At 73.6% G+C, this 17263-nt stretch carries 19 protein-coding genes; 11 read left to right on the top strand and 8 right to left on the bottom strand.

The genetic code is table 11. The annotated features are described in order from the left end of the window. Positions 1–265 precede the first annotated feature (265 nt). Positions 266–1285, bottom strand: a complete 1020-nt coding sequence (glnII, locus tag OG534_RS26320; protein ID WP_326591197.1) for a glutamine synthetase — start codon at positions 1283–1285, stop codon at positions 266–268. Positions 1286–1497: 212 nt separating this feature from the next. Here glnII and OG534_RS26325 point away from each other — a divergent pair, with 212 nt between their 5' ends. Further along, on the top strand, positions 1498–2415 hold the full coding sequence (locus OG534_RS26325; protein WP_326593856.1) for a Gfo/Idh/MocA family protein: 918 nt from the start codon (positions 1498–1500) through the stop codon (positions 2413–2415). A 64-nt stretch (positions 2416–2479) separates the two neighbouring features. Here OG534_RS26325 and OG534_RS26330 read toward each other — a convergent pair whose 3' ends face one another. The 3 genes from OG534_RS26330 to OG534_RS26340 all read right to left on the bottom strand — a co-directional run bounded on the left by OG534_RS26330 (position 2480) and on the right by OG534_RS26340 (position 5094). Further along, positions 2480–3010: a hypothetical protein gene (locus OG534_RS26330; RefSeq protein ID WP_326591198.1), complete on the bottom strand. Its 531-nt coding sequence runs from the start codon at positions 3008–3010 to the stop codon at positions 2480–2482. A gap of 216 nt (positions 3011–3226) precedes the next feature. Then, a complete protein-coding gene (gene pdxR, locus OG534_RS26335) occupies positions 3227–4582 on the bottom strand; it encodes a MocR-like pyridoxine biosynthesis transcription factor PdxR (RefSeq protein WP_442807244.1) in 1356 nt (451 codons plus the stop codon). 77 nt (positions 4583–4659) lie between these two features. After that, positions 4660–5094 (bottom strand): MarR family winged helix-turn-helix transcriptional regulator, encoded by a 435-nt coding sequence (locus OG534_RS26340; protein WP_326591200.1) that lies wholly within the window; start codon positions 5092–5094, stop codon positions 4660–4662. 208 nt (positions 5095–5302) lie between these two features. On the opposite strand from OG534_RS26340, the gene OG534_RS26345 reads away from it, so the two are divergent. Beyond that, a complete protein-coding gene (locus tag OG534_RS26345; RefSeq protein WP_326591202.1) occupies positions 5303–6169 on the top strand; it encodes a class I SAM-dependent methyltransferase in 867 nt (288 codons plus the stop codon). Positions 6170–6215: 46 nt separating this feature from the next. Here OG534_RS26345 and OG534_RS26350 read toward each other — a convergent pair whose 3' ends face one another. Further along, positions 6216–6599 carry an ArsC/Spx/MgsR family protein gene (locus OG534_RS26350; protein ID WP_326591203.1) on the bottom strand — a complete coding sequence of 128 codons (384 nt, stop codon included), beginning with the start codon at positions 6597–6599 and terminating at the stop codon, positions 6216–6218. A gap of 106 nt (positions 6600–6705) precedes the next feature. Between OG534_RS26350 and OG534_RS26355 the strand changes: the two genes are divergently transcribed. Beyond that, complete coding sequence (locus OG534_RS26355) at positions 6706–6957, top strand: hypothetical protein (RefSeq protein WP_326591204.1); 252 nt, start codon at positions 6706–6708, stop codon at positions 6955–6957. A gap of 115 nt (positions 6958–7072) precedes the next feature. Here the strand turns inward: OG534_RS26355 and OG534_RS26360 are convergent, their stop codons facing one another. Further along, on the bottom strand, positions 7073–8158 hold the full coding sequence (locus tag OG534_RS26360) for a PP2C family protein-serine/threonine phosphatase (protein WP_326591205.1): 1086 nt from the start codon (positions 8156–8158) through the stop codon (positions 7073–7075). A 137-nt stretch (positions 8159–8295) separates the two neighbouring features. Between OG534_RS26360 and OG534_RS26365 the strand changes: the two genes are divergently transcribed. From OG534_RS26365 to OG534_RS26375, 3 genes are all read left to right on the top strand, one after another. Next, entirely contained in the window at positions 8296–9015 is a 720-nt protein-coding gene (locus tag OG534_RS26365; protein ID WP_442807245.1) for a VIT1/CCC1 transporter family protein, read from the top strand. 259 nt (positions 9016–9274) lie between these two features. Next, complete coding sequence (locus tag OG534_RS26370) at positions 9275–10162, top strand: TIGR01777 family oxidoreductase (RefSeq protein ID WP_326591206.1); 888 nt, start codon at positions 9275–9277, stop codon at positions 10160–10162. A gap of 156 nt (positions 10163–10318) precedes the next feature. Continuing rightward, entirely contained in the window at positions 10319–11590 is a 1272-nt protein-coding gene (locus OG534_RS26375) for an NAD(P)/FAD-dependent oxidoreductase (RefSeq protein ID WP_326591207.1), read from the top strand. A 123-nt stretch (positions 11591–11713) separates the two neighbouring features. On the opposite strand, the gene OG534_RS26380 is transcribed toward OG534_RS26375, so the two are convergent. Together OG534_RS26380 and OG534_RS26385 are read right to left on the bottom strand one after the other, a co-directional pair. Next, on the bottom strand, positions 11714–12115 hold the full coding sequence (locus tag OG534_RS26380) for a hypothetical protein (protein ID WP_326591208.1): 402 nt from the start codon (positions 12113–12115) through the stop codon (positions 11714–11716). Positions 12116–12212: 97 nt separating this feature from the next. After that, on the bottom strand, positions 12213–13652 hold the full coding sequence (locus tag OG534_RS26385; protein ID WP_326591210.1) for a regulator: 1440 nt from the start codon (positions 13650–13652) through the stop codon (positions 12213–12215). A 173-nt stretch (positions 13653–13825) separates the two neighbouring features. Here OG534_RS26385 and OG534_RS26390 point away from each other — a divergent pair, with 173 nt between their 5' ends. The 5 genes from OG534_RS26390 (at position 13826) to OG534_RS26410 (ending at position 17207) form a co-directional block, all read left to right on the top strand. Beyond that, positions 13826–14122, top strand: coding sequence for a hypothetical protein (locus OG534_RS26390; RefSeq protein WP_326591211.1), 297 nt, complete (start codon positions 13826–13828; stop codon positions 14120–14122). 110 nt (positions 14123–14232) lie between these two features. Then, positions 14233–15033, top strand: a complete 801-nt coding sequence (lipB, locus tag OG534_RS26395; protein WP_326591213.1) for a lipoyl(octanoyl) transferase LipB — start codon at positions 14233–14235, stop codon at positions 15031–15033. A gap of 110 nt (positions 15034–15143) precedes the next feature. After that, positions 15144–16091, top strand: a complete 948-nt coding sequence (gene lipA, locus OG534_RS26400) for a lipoyl synthase (protein WP_326591214.1) — start codon at positions 15144–15146, stop codon at positions 16089–16091. Positions 16092–16300: 209 nt separating this feature from the next. After that, positions 16301–16498 carry an SCO2195 family GlnR-regulated protein gene (locus OG534_RS26405; protein WP_030707544.1) on the top strand — a complete coding sequence of 66 codons (198 nt, stop codon included), beginning with the start codon at positions 16301–16303 and terminating at the stop codon, positions 16496–16498. A gap of 10 nt (positions 16499–16508) precedes the next feature. Beyond that, entirely contained in the window at positions 16509–17207 is a 699-nt protein-coding gene (locus OG534_RS26410; RefSeq protein WP_326591216.1) for a DUF4191 domain-containing protein, read from the top strand. Positions 17208–17263 lie beyond the last annotated feature (56 nt).

Here is a 17263-nt window from a genome sequence, read left to right on the forward strand (position 1 = left end):
CCTGACGAGGTGTGCGGGTGGCTGGCCATGGTCCCATTCAAGCAGATGTCATCTCTCCGGGGCAGGCCGCGTCTCACGTCGTGGATCGGAATCTCATATTCCTCCACCAGTCCTCCAGCAATCCGGGACAAAAGGCAACGCCTCGGCAGAGACGCCAACGCCCGCCGGCCCCTTGGGGGCTCGACGGGCGTCGGTGGCGTTGGTGGCGTCGATGGCGCCGGTAGTGGCGCGATGGCGGCGCCGGTGGTGGGCGCCGGTGCCGGAACTAGACCAGGCCGTCCTTCTCCAGGCCCGTGCAGCAGGTGTCCGTGATGAGGCGGGTCACCACGTACGGGTCCACGTTCGCGTTCGGGCGGCGGTCCTCGATGTAGCCCTTGCCGTCCTTCTCCACCTGCCACGGGATGCGGACGGAGGCGCCGCGGTCCGAGACCCCGTAGCTGAACTCGTTCCAGGGGGCGGTCTCGTGCAGGCCCGTCAGGCGCTCGTCGATGCCGGCGCCGTAGTTCTTCACGTGGTCGAGCGGCTTGCTGCCCTCGCCCAGTGCCTCGCACGCGGAGATGATCGCGGGGTACTGCTCGCGCATCGCCTTCGTGGAGAAGTTGGTGTGCGCGCCCGCGCCGTTCCAGTCGCCCTTGACCGGCTTCGGGTTCAGCGTCGCGGAGACGTTGAAGTCCTCGGCGGTGCGGTAGAGCAGCCAGCGCGCGATCCACAGCTGGTCGGAGACCTCCAGCGGGCCGACGGGGCCGACCTGGAACTCCCACTGGCCGGGCATGACCTCGGCGTTGATGCCGGAGATGCTCAGACCCGCCGCGAGGCAGTGGTCCAGGTGCTTCTCGACGATCTCGCGGCCGAAGATCTCGTCCGAGCCGACGCCGCAGTAGTAGCCGCCCTGCGCGGCCGGGAAGCCGTTGACCGGGAAGCCGAGCGGCCGGGTGCCGTCGAAGAAGGTGTACTCCTGCTCGATGCCGAAGATCGGCTCCTGGGCCGCGAACTTCTCGGCGACCGGGCGCAGCAGCGCGCGGGTGTTCGACTCGTGCGGGGTCATGTCGATGTTCAGGACCTCGCACATCACGAGGACGTTCTCGCCGCCGCGGATCGGGTCCGGGCAGGAGAACACCGGGTTGAGCACGCGGTCGGAGGCGTGGCCCTCGGCCTGGTTGGTGCTCGAACCGTCGAAGCCCCAGATCGGCAGCGCGTCGCCGTCGGCCATGATCTTCGTCTTGGAACGAAGCTTCGCCGTCGGCTCGGTGCCGTCGATCCAGATGTACTCAGCCTTGTAGCTCACGGGCCCCATCCTCAGACTCTGCGGGTGCTGCTGGTCGCTGCTTCATCGCTGCGGTGATGACCGCAGCGTGCCCGCCCGCGATTTCTCTTCCGTTGCCCGTGTGTGAACCCCGTGTTACCGAGGTTTGCACCGCAGGTCGGGTGGGTTGTGCGGGACGGTGGCGGGTTGGTGACCGCACGCCCGTCCGGGTGGGGCAGACTGACCCCGTGAGCATTTCGTCTGATTTGAACCCTGCCGGAGATTCCCGCCCCAGGGTGGGGCTGCTGGGCACCGGTCCCTGGGCACACCGCACCCACGCCCCCGCCCTCGCCGCACACACCGGCTCCGACTTCGCCGGCGTGTGGGGCCGCCGGCCCGAGGCCGCGGCCGAGCTGGCCCGCGCGCACGGCGTGAAGGTGTACGAAGACGTCGACGAGCTGTTCGCCGAGTGTGACGCCGTCGCCTTCTCCCTGCCGCCCGACGTCCAGGCCCCGCTCGCCGTGCGCGCGGCCGCCGCCGGCTGCCACCTGCTGCTCGACAAGCCGGTCGCGACGACGCCCCGGGACGCCCGGGCCGTCGCCGACGCGGTGGCGCGGCACAACGTCGCCTCCGTCGTCTTCCTCACCCTGCGCTTCGCCGAGCCCACCGCGGGCTGGGTCGAGGAACAGGCCGCGCGTCCGGGCTGGTTCACCGCGGCCGCGCACTGGCTCGGCGCGGTCTTCCCGCCCGACGGCTCGCCGAGCGACTACGCCGCCTCGCCCTGGCGCAGGTCCAAGGGCGGGCTGTGGGACGTCGGCCCGCACGCGCTCTCCGTACTGATCCCGATCCTCGGCGAGGTCACCGAGGTCAGCGCCACCCGGGGCCCCTCCGATGTGGTCCAGCTGGCCCTGCGGCACGCCTCCGGCGCGGCCAGCACCGCCGTACTCAGCCTGGGCGCGCCGCGCGCGGCCGCCGGGGTGGGTCTGGAACTGCGGGGCACCGAGGGCGTGTACGAACTCCCCGGCTGGAGCGACGTGCCGGGCGCCTACGGCCGCGCCCTGGACGCACTGCTCAGCGCGGCCCGGACCGGCGTTCCGGATCCCCGCGGCGTGGAGTTCGGCGCCCGGCTGACGGAGATCCTGGCGGAGGCGGAGGCCCAGCTCCCCACGTGACGACGACGCTGCGCGGAGGCGGGGCCGCCGGGCCGCCGGGCCACGGCTCCGCTGGGCCACGGCGCTACTTGATGACGGCGTTCGCCACGATGATGGCCAGGCCGATCGTGGCGTCCGCCATGCCGATCAGCAGGGCCGAGCCGAGCCGGTAGCCCACGCGCAGCGCCACGAGCGACCCCCAGGCGAACAGCAGGGCGGTGTTCAGGCCGAGCCCGACGGCGGTCACCCCGTAGGAGTCCCAGCCGACGAGCCCCGCGACGACCAGCAGCAGGACGGTGGGAAGAGCGGCCACGATCACCGGCCACTCGTTCCACAGCGCCCGGGCCAGCAGCCGCCACCGGTGAGCGGCGGAGCCGTGATGGGCGGCCATGTGGTGCGAGTAGCCGTGCGCGAGCCCGGCCGTGGCCGCCGTCACGAGCACCCAGCTGGCGTCGTAGAACGGGGTGAACTCATCGCCCTTCTGATCCAGCGCGGCCAGCAACGCACTGGCCAGGACCGTCCCGTACACCCCGCCGAACATCCAGTCGGCCCCCCGCCGGGAGGGCGCGACCGGACGCCCGCAGGGGTCGGCCTGTGGCTGCTGCTGCTCGTTCACGACGGGTCCTTTGGTGCGATACGTCCTCTTTGATACTCCGGTCACCCTACGAGGTGACAGATGGGACGGACGTGAAGAACAGCCCCTCGACCCCCACGGCCGACCACGCCAGGCTGGTGGGTGGTGACCCGGGGGTAGGGGCGGAGTCGGCGGGCGGGCTGGGGTGTGCGGGCGGGGCTGCGGGGGGCGGGAGCCCGGATGCAGCGCCGGGGCCGTCTACCGCGTCGCCCGGTGGGTCAGTTCCGCCAGGGCGTTCAGGGCCTGGGCGAAGGCCGTGTCCGGGGGTGCCGCGTAGCCGACGACCACGCCTTCGCGGGGTGGGGCCGGGTCGGCGGGGTGTTGGTAGGACGAGAGGCCGTCCAGGGCCAGGCCGGCGGCTCGGGCCGCCGCGAGGGCCGGGGCTTCGCGGCCCGGCGGGAGTTCCAGCACGGCGTGCAGGCCCGCCGAGATGCCCGTCACCCGGGCCTCGGGGGCGCGTGCGGCCAGGACGGAGACCAGCTGGTCGCGGCGGCTGCGGTAGCGCAGGCGCATGCGGCGGACGTGGCGGTCGTACGCCCCGCAGTCGATGAAGTCGGCCAGCGCCAGCTGGTCCAGCGTGCTCGCCCAGGACTCCCGCAGGCCCTTCGCCGCCAGGATCCGGTCGATCAGGCCGTCCGGGAGGACCAGCCAGCCGAGGCGGAGGGCGGGGGAGAGGCTCTTGCTCAGCGAGCCCGCGTACACCACGTGTTCGGGGGCCAGCCCCTGCACCGCGCCGACCGGCTTGCGGTCGTAGCGGAACTCCCCGTCGTAGTCGTCCTCCACGATCAGGCCGCCCGTGGCGCGGGCCCACTCCACGGCGGCGGCGCGCCGTGCGGGCAGCAGGCGGCCGCCGGTCGGGAACTGGTGCGCCGGTGTGAGCAGCAACGTACGGGCCCGGGAGGGGAGTTCCGCCGTCCGGGCGCCGTCCTCGTCGACCGCGACCGGGTGCGGGCGGACCCCGGCGGTCTGCAGGATGCCGTGGTGGAAGGGGAGTCCGTACGCCTCCACGGCCCAGTCGCGGGGCCGGACGGACGCCAGGAGCCGCAGGCCGTTGGCGAAGCCGGAGCAGACGACGATGTTCTCCGGGCCGGTGCGCACGCCCCGCGCCCGGGACAGGTAGCCGGCCAGGGCGCGGCGCAGCTCGGGGCGGCCCCGCGGGTCGCCGGGCCCGAACGCCTCGGTGGGCGCCTCGGCGAGGGCCCGCCGGGCACTGACGGCCCAGGGGCCCCGTGGGAAGGAGGCCGGGTCGGGCTTGCCCTGCAGCAGGTCGTGGCGGGGCCGCTCGGGCGCGGGTCCGGCCGTGGCGGCCGGTCCGTGCGCGGTGGCCACCCCCTCGGCGACCCGGGTGCCGGAGCCCTGCCGGGCGGTGAACCAGCCCTCGGCGACCAGCTCGGCGTACGCGTCGGCGACGGCGTTGCGGGCCAGCCCGAGGTCGGCGGCCAGCGTCCGGTACGGCGGCAGCCGCGTCCCGCCGGCGAGCCGCCCGCTGCGCACGGCGTCCCGCAGGGCCTGGGCGAGGGCGGTGCGCCGGGCGCCCCCGGCGGGGAGTTCCAGGTGCAGGTCGGCGCCCGAGCCGGGGGCGGTCACGGGAGCGCTCACGGGGGCGGTCACGGAGGCGGTCACGGAGGCGGTCACGGGCGCGGCTCCGGTGTGAAGACGGCGTGGGCGGCCGTCAGGAAGCGGTGGACGGTGTCCCGTTCGGCGGGGTCGAAGGAGTCCAGCACGTCGAGCACCCCGTCGGTCAGGGGCCCGAAGAACTCCCGGCCCAGACGGATCGCCTCCGGCTCCACGCGCAGCAGGACGCGGCGCCGGTCGTGGCCGTCGCGGATCCGCGCCACGTGGCCGAGCCGTTCGAGGCGGTCGATCACGGCGGTGGCGCCGGCCGAGTTGAGGCCGAGCCGGGCGCCGAGCAGGCCCACCGTGGCCGGCTCGGCCGCGCGGGCCGCGTCCAGCAGGCAGATCAGGGCCCGTACGTCGGTGGGGTGCATGCCGTTGCGGGCGGCGAACTCCGCCTGGCGCAAACCGAACTCGACGGTCACCGCCCGCAGCAGATGCACCATTTCCATGTTTCCGGGTCCCCGGCCGTCGTCCACATCGCCCCCGCCCCTGCCCCCGCGCTCATGTCTCTCGCCGACCGAGATTATCGCCTGGCGAGACATCGGAGTCGGTGGCGCGGCGCGGCCTGGCACGGCGCGGCGTGGCACGGGGTGGGGGCGGGGACGGTGCCCAGCGCGTCACCGCGGTATCGACCTGAATCGCCTGTATTTTCCTGGCATGTCCGCCAGCCCAGCGGCCTCGGCCGCCCCCGTCGCGTCGCCGCCCGTACCCGCACCCGCGCCCGCGCCCGCGCCCGACCCCACGCCGCACCCGTCGCGTCTGCTGTACGACGCCTGCCCGCTCTGCTCCGCCCCCGAGATCTCCGCACTGAGGACCGGTGACTGCTCGCGGCACCCCCTCTACAAGCCGGTGATCGCCCCGACCATGGCCTGGATGCGCTGCGCCGCCTGCGGACACGTCTTCACCGACGGCTACTTCACGGACGAGGCCTCGGCTGAGATCTTCTCCGCGACCAACCCGAACCAGCAGCCGGGCGCGGCCTTCGAGAAGAACCGCTACCTCTCGGCGCGCATCGTGGAGCGCGTCGCCCGGTACGTCTCCGACGGCTGCTGGCTCGACGTCGGCTTCGGCAACGGATCGCTGCTGTTCACCGCGGAGGAGTGGGGGTTCGAGCCGCAGGGCCTCGACCTGCGGCCTTCGACCGCCGAGGGCCTGCGCCGGCTCGGCGTCGAGGCGCACTGCGCCGATCTCACGACGCTCGACGCGCCCGGCCGGTACTCCGTGATCAGCCTGGCCGACGTGCTGGAGCACATGCCGTATCCCGGTCAGGGGCTGGCCGCCGCGCACCGGTTGCTGCGGGAGGACGGCGTGGTCTTCGCGTCGATGCCCAACTACGACTGCGCGGTCTGGCGGCTGCTGGACGCGACCGACGCCAACCCCTACTGGGGGGAGCTGGAGCACTTCCACAACTTCAGCCGCCGGCGCCTCTACGACCTGCTGGAAGAGCACGGCTTCGAGCCCCTGCACTACTCGGTCAGCGAGCGCTACCGGGCCTGCATGGAAGTGATCGCGCGCCGCGTTTAGACCGCGCGCCGCGTCCAGAGGGTCCCGGCCGCCGGGGCGGCGCGGTTCAGGCCCCGGCGCCGCCCCCGCGGGACAGTGCCTCGCGGACGGCCTCCTCGGAGCGGGCGACCACGGCCGTGCCGTCCTCGGCGGTGATGATCGGGCGCTGGATGAGCTTCGGGTGCGCGGCCAGGTGGGCGATCCAGAGCCCGCGCGCCGCGTCGGTCTCCTCGCGCGGCAGCTCCCGTACGGCGGTCTCCCTGGCCAGCGGGTCCGACGTGCGCGTGATGTCCCACGGCTCCAGCCCGAGGCGGCCGAGCACCTCGCGGATCTCGTCTTCGGAGGGCACGTCCTCCAGGTAGCGGCGCACGGTGTAGTCGGCGCCCTCCGCGTCCAGCAGGGTCAGCGCGCTGCGGCACTTGGAACAGGCGGGATTGATCCAGATCTCCATGCGGCCCAGCCTACTCAGGGCCCGTCCGGCCAGGGCTTTTGTCAGTGGTCCCCGGTAAAATCGAGGAAGAACGACAGGAAGCCAACTACCGTTTGGGAGGCTGTAGATGGCCACTGCCACCACCGTCCAGCCCGTCAAGAAGAAGCCGCTGCCGGCGGGGCTGCCCCGCGAGTGGTACGAGAGCCACAACCGCCGTCTGAAGGCGATGCGGCTGGCGATATCCCTGCTCGACTCGGGGACGTATGACGCTCGGCGCGCCACCAACCGGAAGATCCGGACGATGGCCGTCCGGACGGGGATCCACCGGCCGTCCAACGTCACCTGCAAGATGGTGCGCGCGTTCATCGACGAGTCGTAGTCGTAGCGGCTCGTCACCGCATGCCCGGGGGCCCCGGCCGACCGTGAGCGGTCGGGGCTGCCTGGGCGGCCAGGGCTGCGGGGGCTGCCGGGGCGGGGGAGTGCGGACGGCCGGGTCATCCCGGTCCGTCCAGGGACAGCAGCAGCAGGGCCACGTCGTCGCGCGGACCGCCGTCCGTGAAGGCGGCGAGGTCCCGCCACACCGCCCCGACCAGGCCCCCCGGGTCCCGGGTCAGTACGGGGACCCGGGCGGCCAGGGGGTAGAAGTGCCCCGTCGCGTCGCGGGCCTCCGTCACACCGTCGGTGTGCAGCAGCAGCTGGTCCCCGGGCCGCACCGCCAGTTCCGCCACCACCGGCGGGGTCGGCCCCGCGAGCCCCAGGCCCAGCGGAGGACCCGGCTCCGCACACACCTCCTCCACCGCCGACCCGCGCAGCCGCAAGGCCGGCGGATGCCCGCACGACACGATCCGTACGAGCTCCAGCCCGGGCGGGAACTCCAGCAGCACCGCCGTCGCGAACAGCTCCGGATGCTCGACGGAGGCGGCCGCCGAGTCCGCCAGCAGCCGCCGGTCCAGCCGGGCCGCGACCGCCGCCAGCCCGGCGTCGTCGAGCACGCCCTCGCGGAAGGCCCCGAGGAGGGCCCCCACCGTGGCCACCGCCGCCAGGCCGTGGCCCTGCACGTCCGCGACCAGCGCCCGCACCCCGAACGGCCCGGCCCGTACGTCGTACAGGTCGCCGCCGACCAGGGTGCCGCGCTGCGCCGCCCGGTAGAGGCCCGAGCAGCGCACCGGACCCACCCGTTCCGGGAGTGGCGGGAGCACCGCCAGCTGGGCCGCCTCCGCCACCGTCCGCACGCTGACCAGCTGCGCGTCCCGGCGCTGGCGGACCCAGGCGATCACCACGCTCAGCAGCCCGACCACGGCCACCGTGGCCAGGTCCGTCCCCCGGGCGTGGGCGACGCCGAGCTGGTGCACCCCCAGCAGCAGCAGGACGAGGGCGGCGAAGACCGCGGTCCCGACCGCCCCGTAGGCGAAGGCGGCCACCGCCGGCAGAGCCGCCAGGAAGTACCCGAGCTCCACATCGCCCGGGGTCAGCGCCTGCGCGAGGACCAGCGCCACCAGCGCCACCGCGGGAGCGATCCGGGCCCAGCGCGGTGGCGGCTCCCCGCGCAGCCAGCCCGGCTCCTCGCGTCCGCGTCTCACCCTTCCACCCTGGTACGGGGGCCGGACCCGCGCACCCCGGACCCGGACCGGCCCGCCGGGTGGCCACGTACGGCTGCGGCCCCGAGAGTGGTGGCGTGACGGGAAACGAAGGCGCGCGGAAGCCCGGCCGGGCGCACATCGAGGCCCACGGCACGGCCGGCGGCGCGGGCGACGGCTCGCAGAGCGCGGAGATCAGCACACGGCTCAACTGGCTGCGTGCGGGCGTGCTCGGCGCCAACGACGGGATCATCTCCACCGCGGGCCTGGTGGTCGGCGTGGCCGGGGCCACCACGTCCCGCCCGGCGATCCTGGCGGCGGGTGTCGCCGGGCTGCTGGCGGGCTCGCTGTCGATGGCGGCCGGGGAGTACGTCTCCGTCAGCTCCCAGCGGGACTCCGAACGGGCCGCGCTCGACCTGGAACGCCGGGAGCTGGCCGAGGAGCCGGAGGCGGAGCTCGACGAGCTCACCGAGCTGCTGGCCGCGCGGGGCCTGAGCCGGACGGTGGCCCGGGAGGCCGCCGAGCAGCTGACGGCGCGGGACGCGCTGCGGGCCCACGCCCGGGTGGAGCTCGGGATCAACCCCGACGAGCTGGCCAACCCGTGGCACGCGGCCTTCGCCAGCTTCGTCGCCTTCACGGTGGGGGCGCTGCTGCCGCTGCTGGCGATCGTCCTGCCGGGGGCGTCGGTGCGGGTGCCGGTGACGGTGGGGGCGGTGCTGGCCGCGCTCACGCTGTGCGGGGTGGTGAGTGCGCGGCTGGGGGGTGCGCCGGTGGGGCGGGCGGTGCTGCGGAACGTTGCCGGGGGCGCGCTGGCGATGGCCGTCACCTACGCGGTGGGCACCTGGCTCGCCACCACCTGAAAGACCGGGGCTCCGCCCCGGCCCCCGCGCCTCAAACTCCCCCAGCCACCGCTGGGAGGTGCCCCCTGGCGAGGCTGGAATGGCCCGGCGAGGCTGGAGTGTGCGCGGCAGGGCTGAATGATCCAGCCCCGCCGGCGTTTGAGGCGCGGGCGCGGAGCGCCGTGTAGTGACGCCCGCCAGGGCACACGCACGCGCGGAATGCGGACGGCACACCCCCCGAACCCGCCGAGCCCGCGCAGCGACCCGGCAGGATGGGGCCATGCGTATCGCAGTCACCGGTTCGACCGGACTCATCGGCAGCGCACTCGTGCGGTCCCTGCGCGCGGACGGCCACGAGGTGGTGCGGTTCGTGCGGCGTGAGCCCGTCGGGGCCGACCAGGCGCGGTGGGATCCCGCGCGCGGGTTCGTCGACCCCGCCGGGCTGGCCGGCTGCGGGGCCGTCGTGCACCTGGCCGGGGCCGGGGTCGGGGACCACCGGTGGACCGCCGCGTACAAGAGGGAGATCCGGGACAGCCGGGTGCTCGGCACCGCCGCCCTCGCCCGGGCCCTCGCCGCGCTCGACGAACCGCCCGCCGTGCTCGTCAGCGGTTCGGCGGTCGGCTACTACGGGGACACCGGCGACCGGGCCGTGGACGAGGACGCCCCCGCCGGGTCGGGCTTCCTGCCCTCGGTCTGCGTGGAGTGGGAGGCGGCCGCCGCCCCCGCCCGGCAGGCCGGGATCCGTACCGCGTTCGCCCGTACCGGTCTGGTCGTCGCCCGGGAGGGCGGGGCCTGGGGCCGGATGTTCCCCCTCTTCCGGGCCGGCGTCGGCGGCCGGCTCGGCAACGGCCGCCAGTACTGGTCGTACATCTCCCTCCGGGACGAGGTCGCGGCCCTGCGCCACATCATCGACACCCCCGGCCTGTCCGGCCCGGTCAACCTCACCGCCCCCGAGCCGCTGACCAACCGCCAGGTCACCGCGGCCATGTCCCGGGTGCTGCGGCGGCCCGCGCTGCTGCCCGTGCCGGCCGTGGCGCTGCGCGTCTACCTCGGGCAGTTCTCCGAGGACGTGCTGGGCAGTCAGCGGGCGCTGCCCGCCCGGCTGCTGGCGTCCGGCTTCGCCTTCCGCGATCCCGGCATCGAGCAGGCGATCCGCGCCGCGCTCTGAGGTCCGCGTGCGACCACCGTGCGACCGTTCGTGACCCGGATGCGACCGTCGTGCGACCGGAGTTGACCGTAATACCCGACCGAACTCGGGTTCCCCTGGAGCCGGTTGGGGGAAGGAGGATCCCCACACAGCCGCGCCGACCTCGGGGAGGGGCACGTGCTCAGCAGCGCACACCATGCCGCACACCATGCGGACGTCGTCATCGTAGGAGCCGGAGTCTCAGGACTCGCGGCCGCGCACCACCTGATCGCAGCGGGTGTCACGGTCACCGTTCTGGAGGCCGCGGACGACCCCGGCGGTCGGATGGCCACCGAGTCGGCGGACGGATTCCGCCTGGACCGGATCGGCCAGTTGCTCAACACCTCGTACACGGAGCTCGAACACACCCCCGGTCTGCAGACCCTGACCCTGCGCCCCTTCACCGCAGGCGTCCTGGTCCACACCGACGGCAAACAGCTGCGGGCCGGGGCCCTGACCCCGGCCCGGGCCCTGGCCAGCGGCTCGCTCGACCAGGCCCGGCTCAGCGCCGCCCTCGGCCGGCTCGCCGCCCTGCCCGAGGACAGGCTGCTCGCCCGTCCCGAACGCACCGCGCACGCCGCCCTGCGCTCCCGGGGGCTGCCGCCGCGCACCCTCAACGGCGTGCTCCGGCCGCTGCTCGCCGCCCTGCTCCGCGACCCGGAACTCACCACCTCCAGCCGGGTCGCCGACCTCGCCCTGCGCACCTTCGCCCGCGGCCGCCTCGCCGTGCCCGAAGGCGGTGCGGCGGCCCTGCCCGACCTGCTCGCCGCCACCCTGCCGCCCGGCACCGTCCGTACCGGGGTCCGGGTCCGGTCGGTGGCCACCAACCTGGTCACCACCGGGGAGCACGGCGACTTCAGCTGCCGCTCCGTCCTCCTGGCCACCGGCGCCCGCGCCGCCGCCGAGCTCCTGCCCGGCCTGCGCGTGCCCGCCTTCCACGAGGTCACCGTCCTGCACCACGCCACCGCCACGCCCCTGTTCCGGGACGGCTCGCTGATCCTGGACGGGGACCCCAAGTGGCCCGTCTCCCACACCGCCGTGATGAGCGCGGTCGACCCGACGCGGGCTCCGGCCGGCCGGAGCCTGGTGACCACCACCGTGCTCGGCCCGCCACCACCGCTGCGCACGGTCGCCTCGCGCCTCGCCCGGCTCTACGACACCACCACCAGGGAATGGGAGCTGCTGGCCGTCCACCACACCCCGGAGGCCGTCCCCGCCATGCCCCCGCCCTACGACCTGCGGCGCCCGGTGCGGGTACTGGCCGGGCTGTACGTGTGCGGGGACCACCGCGACACCAACACCGTCCAGGGGGCCCTGCACTCGGCCCGCCGCGCGTGCGGCGCCGTCCTGCGCGACTTCGGCATCCCGCTCCCGGTCGCCCCGGAGCCGGCGCTTCCGGTGGCGGCCTGAGAACCACGCACGACACAGGGGTCCGGTCCGCGTCGTGGAACCGGGCCCCTGCCGCGCGCCGGAGGGCCCCGGGGCCCGTCCTGCCGGTCGCCGGTCAGGCCGGGCCGGTCCGGAAGCCGGGCCCTACGCCTCCACGAGGTGCTCCGGGCTCGGCGGCAGCAGCAACAGCAGCGCCAGGCTCAGGCCCCGGGTGAGCAGCGCCGCCAACGCCATCGTGCCGAGCCCGGTCACCTCCATCGGGAAGCCCGTCTGCGGGAACGCCCAGGAGAGCAGCAGCCACAGCAGGAAGTCCTGGACGAAGCCCAGCGCGGCGAGGACGAGCAGCGCCTGCCGGGGATGGCCGCGCCAGTCCGAGCTCGGGCTGATCAGGATGATCTGCCCGACGATGACCAGCACGAAGGCGGCCATGATCCCCGCCAGGGCCACGTCGGAGCCCTCTCCGTCGACCGTGATGCCGGGTAGCAGAGCGATGGCCAGGTAGACGCCGGCGATGGTGCCGAGTTTGCGTCGCGTCGGATCTCTCATGCGGGGACGGTCGCCTCCCGGATGATCTTCCCGCCAGAGGAGGCGGAAATTCCGCCGCGGGGACGGCCACGGCCCCCGGTGGCGGACTCCGCCCGGCTCAGGACAGGGCCGCCACCCGGTCCCGGTACGTCCGCACGGCCGAGGCGTCCCGGTAGGGCTCCAGCCGCCGCTCGAAGTCCCGTACGTACTCCACCGCACGCACCGATCGCATCTCCATCGCCTGCTGCGCCGCCTCCGCGCCCAGCGCGCACGCCTGGTCCAGCTCGCCCAGCCCGAGGCGGGCCGTGGCCAGCACCACCCGGCAGAACAGCCGCGACCGCGCGTACCCCGGCGCCCTCAGCTGCAGGGACCGCTCCGCGTGCTGCGCCGAGGCCCGGTACTGCTGGAGGTCCCGGTGGCAGTGCCCGAACTCGTCCGCCAGCTGCGCCTCGTCGTAGAACCGGGCCCAGTGCGGTACGTCGTCTCCCGGCCGGGCCGCGCCCAGGGCGCGCTCGGCCCTTACCAGGGACGCCGTCGAGGCCCGGACCTCGCCGAGGACGGCGTGCCCGCGCGCCTCCGCCGAGTGCAGCAGCGCCTGCACCACCGGCGGCGGGCCGGAGCCGACGCCCTGCTGGGCCACCCGGGCCAGCTGCACCGCCTCGCGGCCGTGGCCGAGGTAGACCGCCTGGCGGCTCATGGTGACCAGCACGTACGAGCCGTAGGGGCGGTCCGCGGCCGCCTGCGCGAGCCGCAGGGCCTGCACGAAGTACCGCTGGGCGAGGCCGTGCGCGGCGATGTCGTACGAGGTCCAGCCCGCGAGCCGGGTCAGATCGGCGGCGGCCGAGAACAGCCGCCGCCCGGTGGTCTCCCCGTAGGTCCCGCGGAGCATCGGCTCGGCCTCGTGCTCCAGGTAGCGCACCAGCGCCTGGCGGGCGTGCCCGCCGCCATAGGCCTGGTCCAGGGTCCGGAACAGCTCGCTCACGGATCTCAGCGCCGCGATGTCGCCGCCGGTCACCCGCTGCCCGGGCCCCCGGTCGATCTGCCGCTGCCGGGGCACCGAGGCCCGGCCCTGCAGGGGGACGCGGGCCGCGGCCGGCTCCGCGCCCCGGCCCACCCGTTCGTCGGCCCGCCCGATCAGCCAGTCCCGGCTGGGCACGACCAGCCCGGCCGGGGTGAAGGCGATCTTCCGCAGCTCCGCGTGGGAGCCGGAGTCCTTGCGCCACAGGCCGCTCGCGATGTCCACGGCCTCCTCCGGGGTGGCCGCGAACTCCAGCCCCGCGTACACGGGCGCGCAGGCGTCCAGGCCCAGGTCCTGCGCGGAGAGCCGGCGCCCGAGGCGCCGGGTGAAGACCTCGGCGATCAGTGCGGGGGTGGTCCCGCGCGGCTGCTGCCCGCGCAGCCACCGGGTCACGGAGGTTTTGTCGTACCGCAGATCGAGACCGTGTTCCAGGCCGAGCTGATCGACGCGGCGGGCGAGCCCGGCGTTGGAGAACCCGGCTTCCGCGATCAGCGCCGCGAGCTGCCGGTTGGGGACGCGCTGGGCAGGTCGTTCCGTCATCGGCTCCACGGTCTCCTGACGTGACGGACCGGAGTCCCGGCCCTGTGAACGGCGTGAATGTAGCGGCGAACTCCGCTCATGCCGCCCTCTCTGCCCCACATTCATCCGATCGTGTGCAGAATGAGTGGGGCCCTTTACGGACGGTCCCCCTCCGCCCGCATAGGCTGCGGCTCATGACCCCTCGGCCCCACAGGGCGCACCTCCCCGAGGAGCGAACCGAATCCACCGCCCCGCTGCCCCCGCCCGAACTGACCGAGGCGGAGTGCCGGCGCTGCGGCACCTACATCGCGGGGCTCGACGGGCGGTACGCGTGCGGGGTGTGCGGCTGGGTCAACGACCACTCGGAGGGCCACCGCCGGCTGCCGCGCGCGGACGAGGACCCGGACCGGCCGCCGAAGGGCCGGCGCCGGCCGAAGCAGCTGCCGGGGCCCCCGGCGGAGCCGGTGCAGGGCGACCGGCCGGCCCCCTGACCTGCCCCGGGGCGGAGCCTGGCCGGGGCCCTGAAGGGGGCCGCACGGGTCGCCGTACCCTTGCTCAGTGAAGTACGTGCACACAGCAGGTTCAATGAGGAGGCGCTGCGGTGGCTGAGCTTGGGTTTGTCCATCTGGGCTTCGGGCCGGAATCCGTCGAGTACACCCGGGCCTGGGAAGAGCAGCGCAGGGTGCACGCGGCCCGCTTCGCGGACGAGATCGAGGACACCTGCCTCCTGCTGGAGCACCTGCCGGTCTACACCGCGGGCCGGCGCACCGACCCCAGCGAGCGCCCGCTCGACGGCACGCCCGTGGTCGACGTGGACCGCGGCGGCAAGATCACCTGGCACGGCCCGGGCCAGCTGGTCGGCTACCCGATCATGAAGCTGCCCCGCCCGGTGGACGTGGTCGCCCACGTCCGCCGCCTGGAGGAGGCGCTGATCCGCACCGCCGCCGAGTTCGGTCTGGAGACCACCCGGGTCGAGGGCCGCAGTGGCGTCTGGGTGCTCGGCGACCCCGTCGAGGACCGCCCCACGATCGGCGGGCTCTCGCTCGACCTCGATCCGCGGCTGCACGACGAGGAGTTCGACGCGCGCCTGAACGGCCCCGAGTACGCGCCGTCCAACGCCGGCCAGCGCCGCGAGGACCGCAAGCTGGCCGCCATCGGCATCCGGGTCGCCAAGGGCGTCACGATGCACGGCTTCGCGATCAACGTGAACCCGGACAACACCTGGTTCGACCGGATCGTGCCCTGCGGCATCCGCGACGCCGGTGTGACCTCGCTCTCTTACGAGCTGGGCCGCGAGATCGCCATCGCCGAGGTGCTGCCCGTCGTCGAACGGCACCTGAAGGACGTACTGGAGCAGGCGGAGCTGCGGCCCCGCGAAACAGAACCGGCGGCGGGCGTCTGACACCGAGGGAATGCGGTCGGCCCCTCGCAGGTTGGCCGACGTAAGAGCGTACGAAATTACGGGCGTACCCTGGTGGGCGCCCGAACAATCGAAGTCACAGGGAGCCGGTCGTGTCCGCAGTCGCACCCGACGGACGCAAGATGCTGCGCCTGGAGGTCCGTAACGCCCAGACGCCCATCGAGCGCAAGCCCGAGTGGATCAAGACCCGGGCGAAGATGGGTCCCGAGTACACCAAGATGCAGGCCCTGGTGAAGGGCGAAGGACTGCACACGGTGTGCCAGGAAGCGGGCTGTCCGAACATCTACGAATGCTGGGAGGACCGCGAGGCGACCTTCCTCATCGGTGGCGACCAGTGCACCCGGCGCTGTGACTTCTGCCAGATCGACACGGGCAAGCCCGAGGCCCTGGACCGGGACGAGCCGCGCCGTGTCGGCGAGTCCGTGGTCACCATGGACCTGAACTACGCCACCATCACCGGCGTCGCGCGCGACGACCTGGCCGACGGCGGCGCCTGGCTGTACGCGGAGACCGTGCGCCAGATCCACCAGCAGACGGCGGGCCGCGAGGCCGGCCACACCAAGGTCGAGCTGCTGGCCCCCGACTTCAACGCGGTCCCGGAGCTGCTGGAGGAGGTCTTCGCCTCCCGCCCCGAGGTCTTCGCGCACAACGTCGAGACGGTGCCGCGGATCTTCAAGCGGATCCGCCCCGGCTTCCGGTACGAGCGCTCGCTGGACGTGATCCGACAGGCCCGCGCCTACGGCCTGATCACCAAGTCCAACCTGATCCTGGGCATGGGCGAGGAGCGCGAGGAGGTCTCGCAGGCCCTGCGGGAGCTGCACGAGGCCGGCTGCGAGCTCATCACCATCACCCAGTACCTGCGGCCCTCGCCGCGCCACCACCCCGTCGAGCGCTGGGTGAAGCCGGCCGAGTTCGTGGAGCTGGCGAAGGAGGCCGAGGACATCGGCTTCTCCGGTGTGATGTCCGGTCCGCTGGTCCGCTCCTCGTACCGCGCGGGGCGCCTCTACCAGCAGGCGATGGAGAAGCGCAGCCGAGTCTGAGCGCAGGCGCGACCGTGTGAACTCGCGCACAAAACCTTACTAGGCAGTAACACCGCATCGGCGCGGCCCCTAGGCTCTTGGAGTAAGAGCCCGGCGGGCCGCGTCAATGTTTCATCACGTTTGACCGGCCGGTCATGCGGTAGTAACACCAGTCAGTGACGATTGCTCCACGCACCGCACTCATCGGCACCGTGAAAGGGATCGACATCATGCAGGCCGCGCCCGTACGCGCCATCGCCATCCCGTCCGTCTCCGACGCCTTCCGGGGCATCGAGTCGCTGCTGATGAGCGGAGCCCGCCGCAACGCCTGGACGGCGGTCCTCGAGGACCGCCGCAGGGCCAAGGACCGGGTCGAAACCGAACATGTACTTGAGGCCGCGGCTACCCGAACCCCGCAGGCCACGTAAACTTCTTTTCATGGCGAGGAAGTCAAACGCAGAGACTGCTGCGAACCCCGGGCGACTGAAGCAGATCGCCCTGACGTACAAGATGACGCGCAAGGCCGACCCGAAGGTCGGTCTGATCGTCGCGGGCGTGGGAATCGTCACCTTCGGTGTCTTTCTTGCGATCGGCTTCCTGATCGGCCACGAGATCTACCTGGGCATCCTGGGCTTCCTCGTGGCGTTCCTCGCGATGGCGATCGTCTTCGGACGACGGGCCGAGCGGGCTGCCTTCGGGCAGATGGAAGGACAGCCGGGTGCGGCCGCTGCCGTGCTGGACAACGTGGGACGGGGCTGGACGACCACCCCGGCCGTCGCGATGACCCGACAGCAGGACATCGTCCACCGGGCCGTCGGCAAGGCCGGCGTCGTGCTGATCGCCGAGGGCAACCCGAACCGTGTGAAGCCGCTGCTCGGCAACGAGAAGAAGAAGCTGGCCCGGATCATGCCGGACGTGCCGGTGCACGACTTCATCGTGGGCACGGGCGAGGGCGAGGTGCCGCTCAAGAAGGTGCGCACCACCCTGCTCAAGCTCCCGCGCGTGCTGACCGGACCGCAGATCACCCAGGTCAACGACAAGCTGCGGGCCATGGGTGACCTCATGAGCAACATGCCGCTGCCGAAGGGCCCGATGCCCAAGGGCATGAAGATGCCGCGCGGCGGAAAGATGCGCTGACCCGCTCAGCCGATTTTCGTATACGAGACAGGGGCGCCTCCCGAACCGACCGGTTC

The sequence above is a fragment of the Streptomyces sp. NBC_01294 genome (assembly GCF_035917235.1).
Lineage (GTDB): Bacteria > Actinomycetota > Actinomycetes > Streptomycetales > Streptomycetaceae > Streptomyces > Streptomyces caledonius.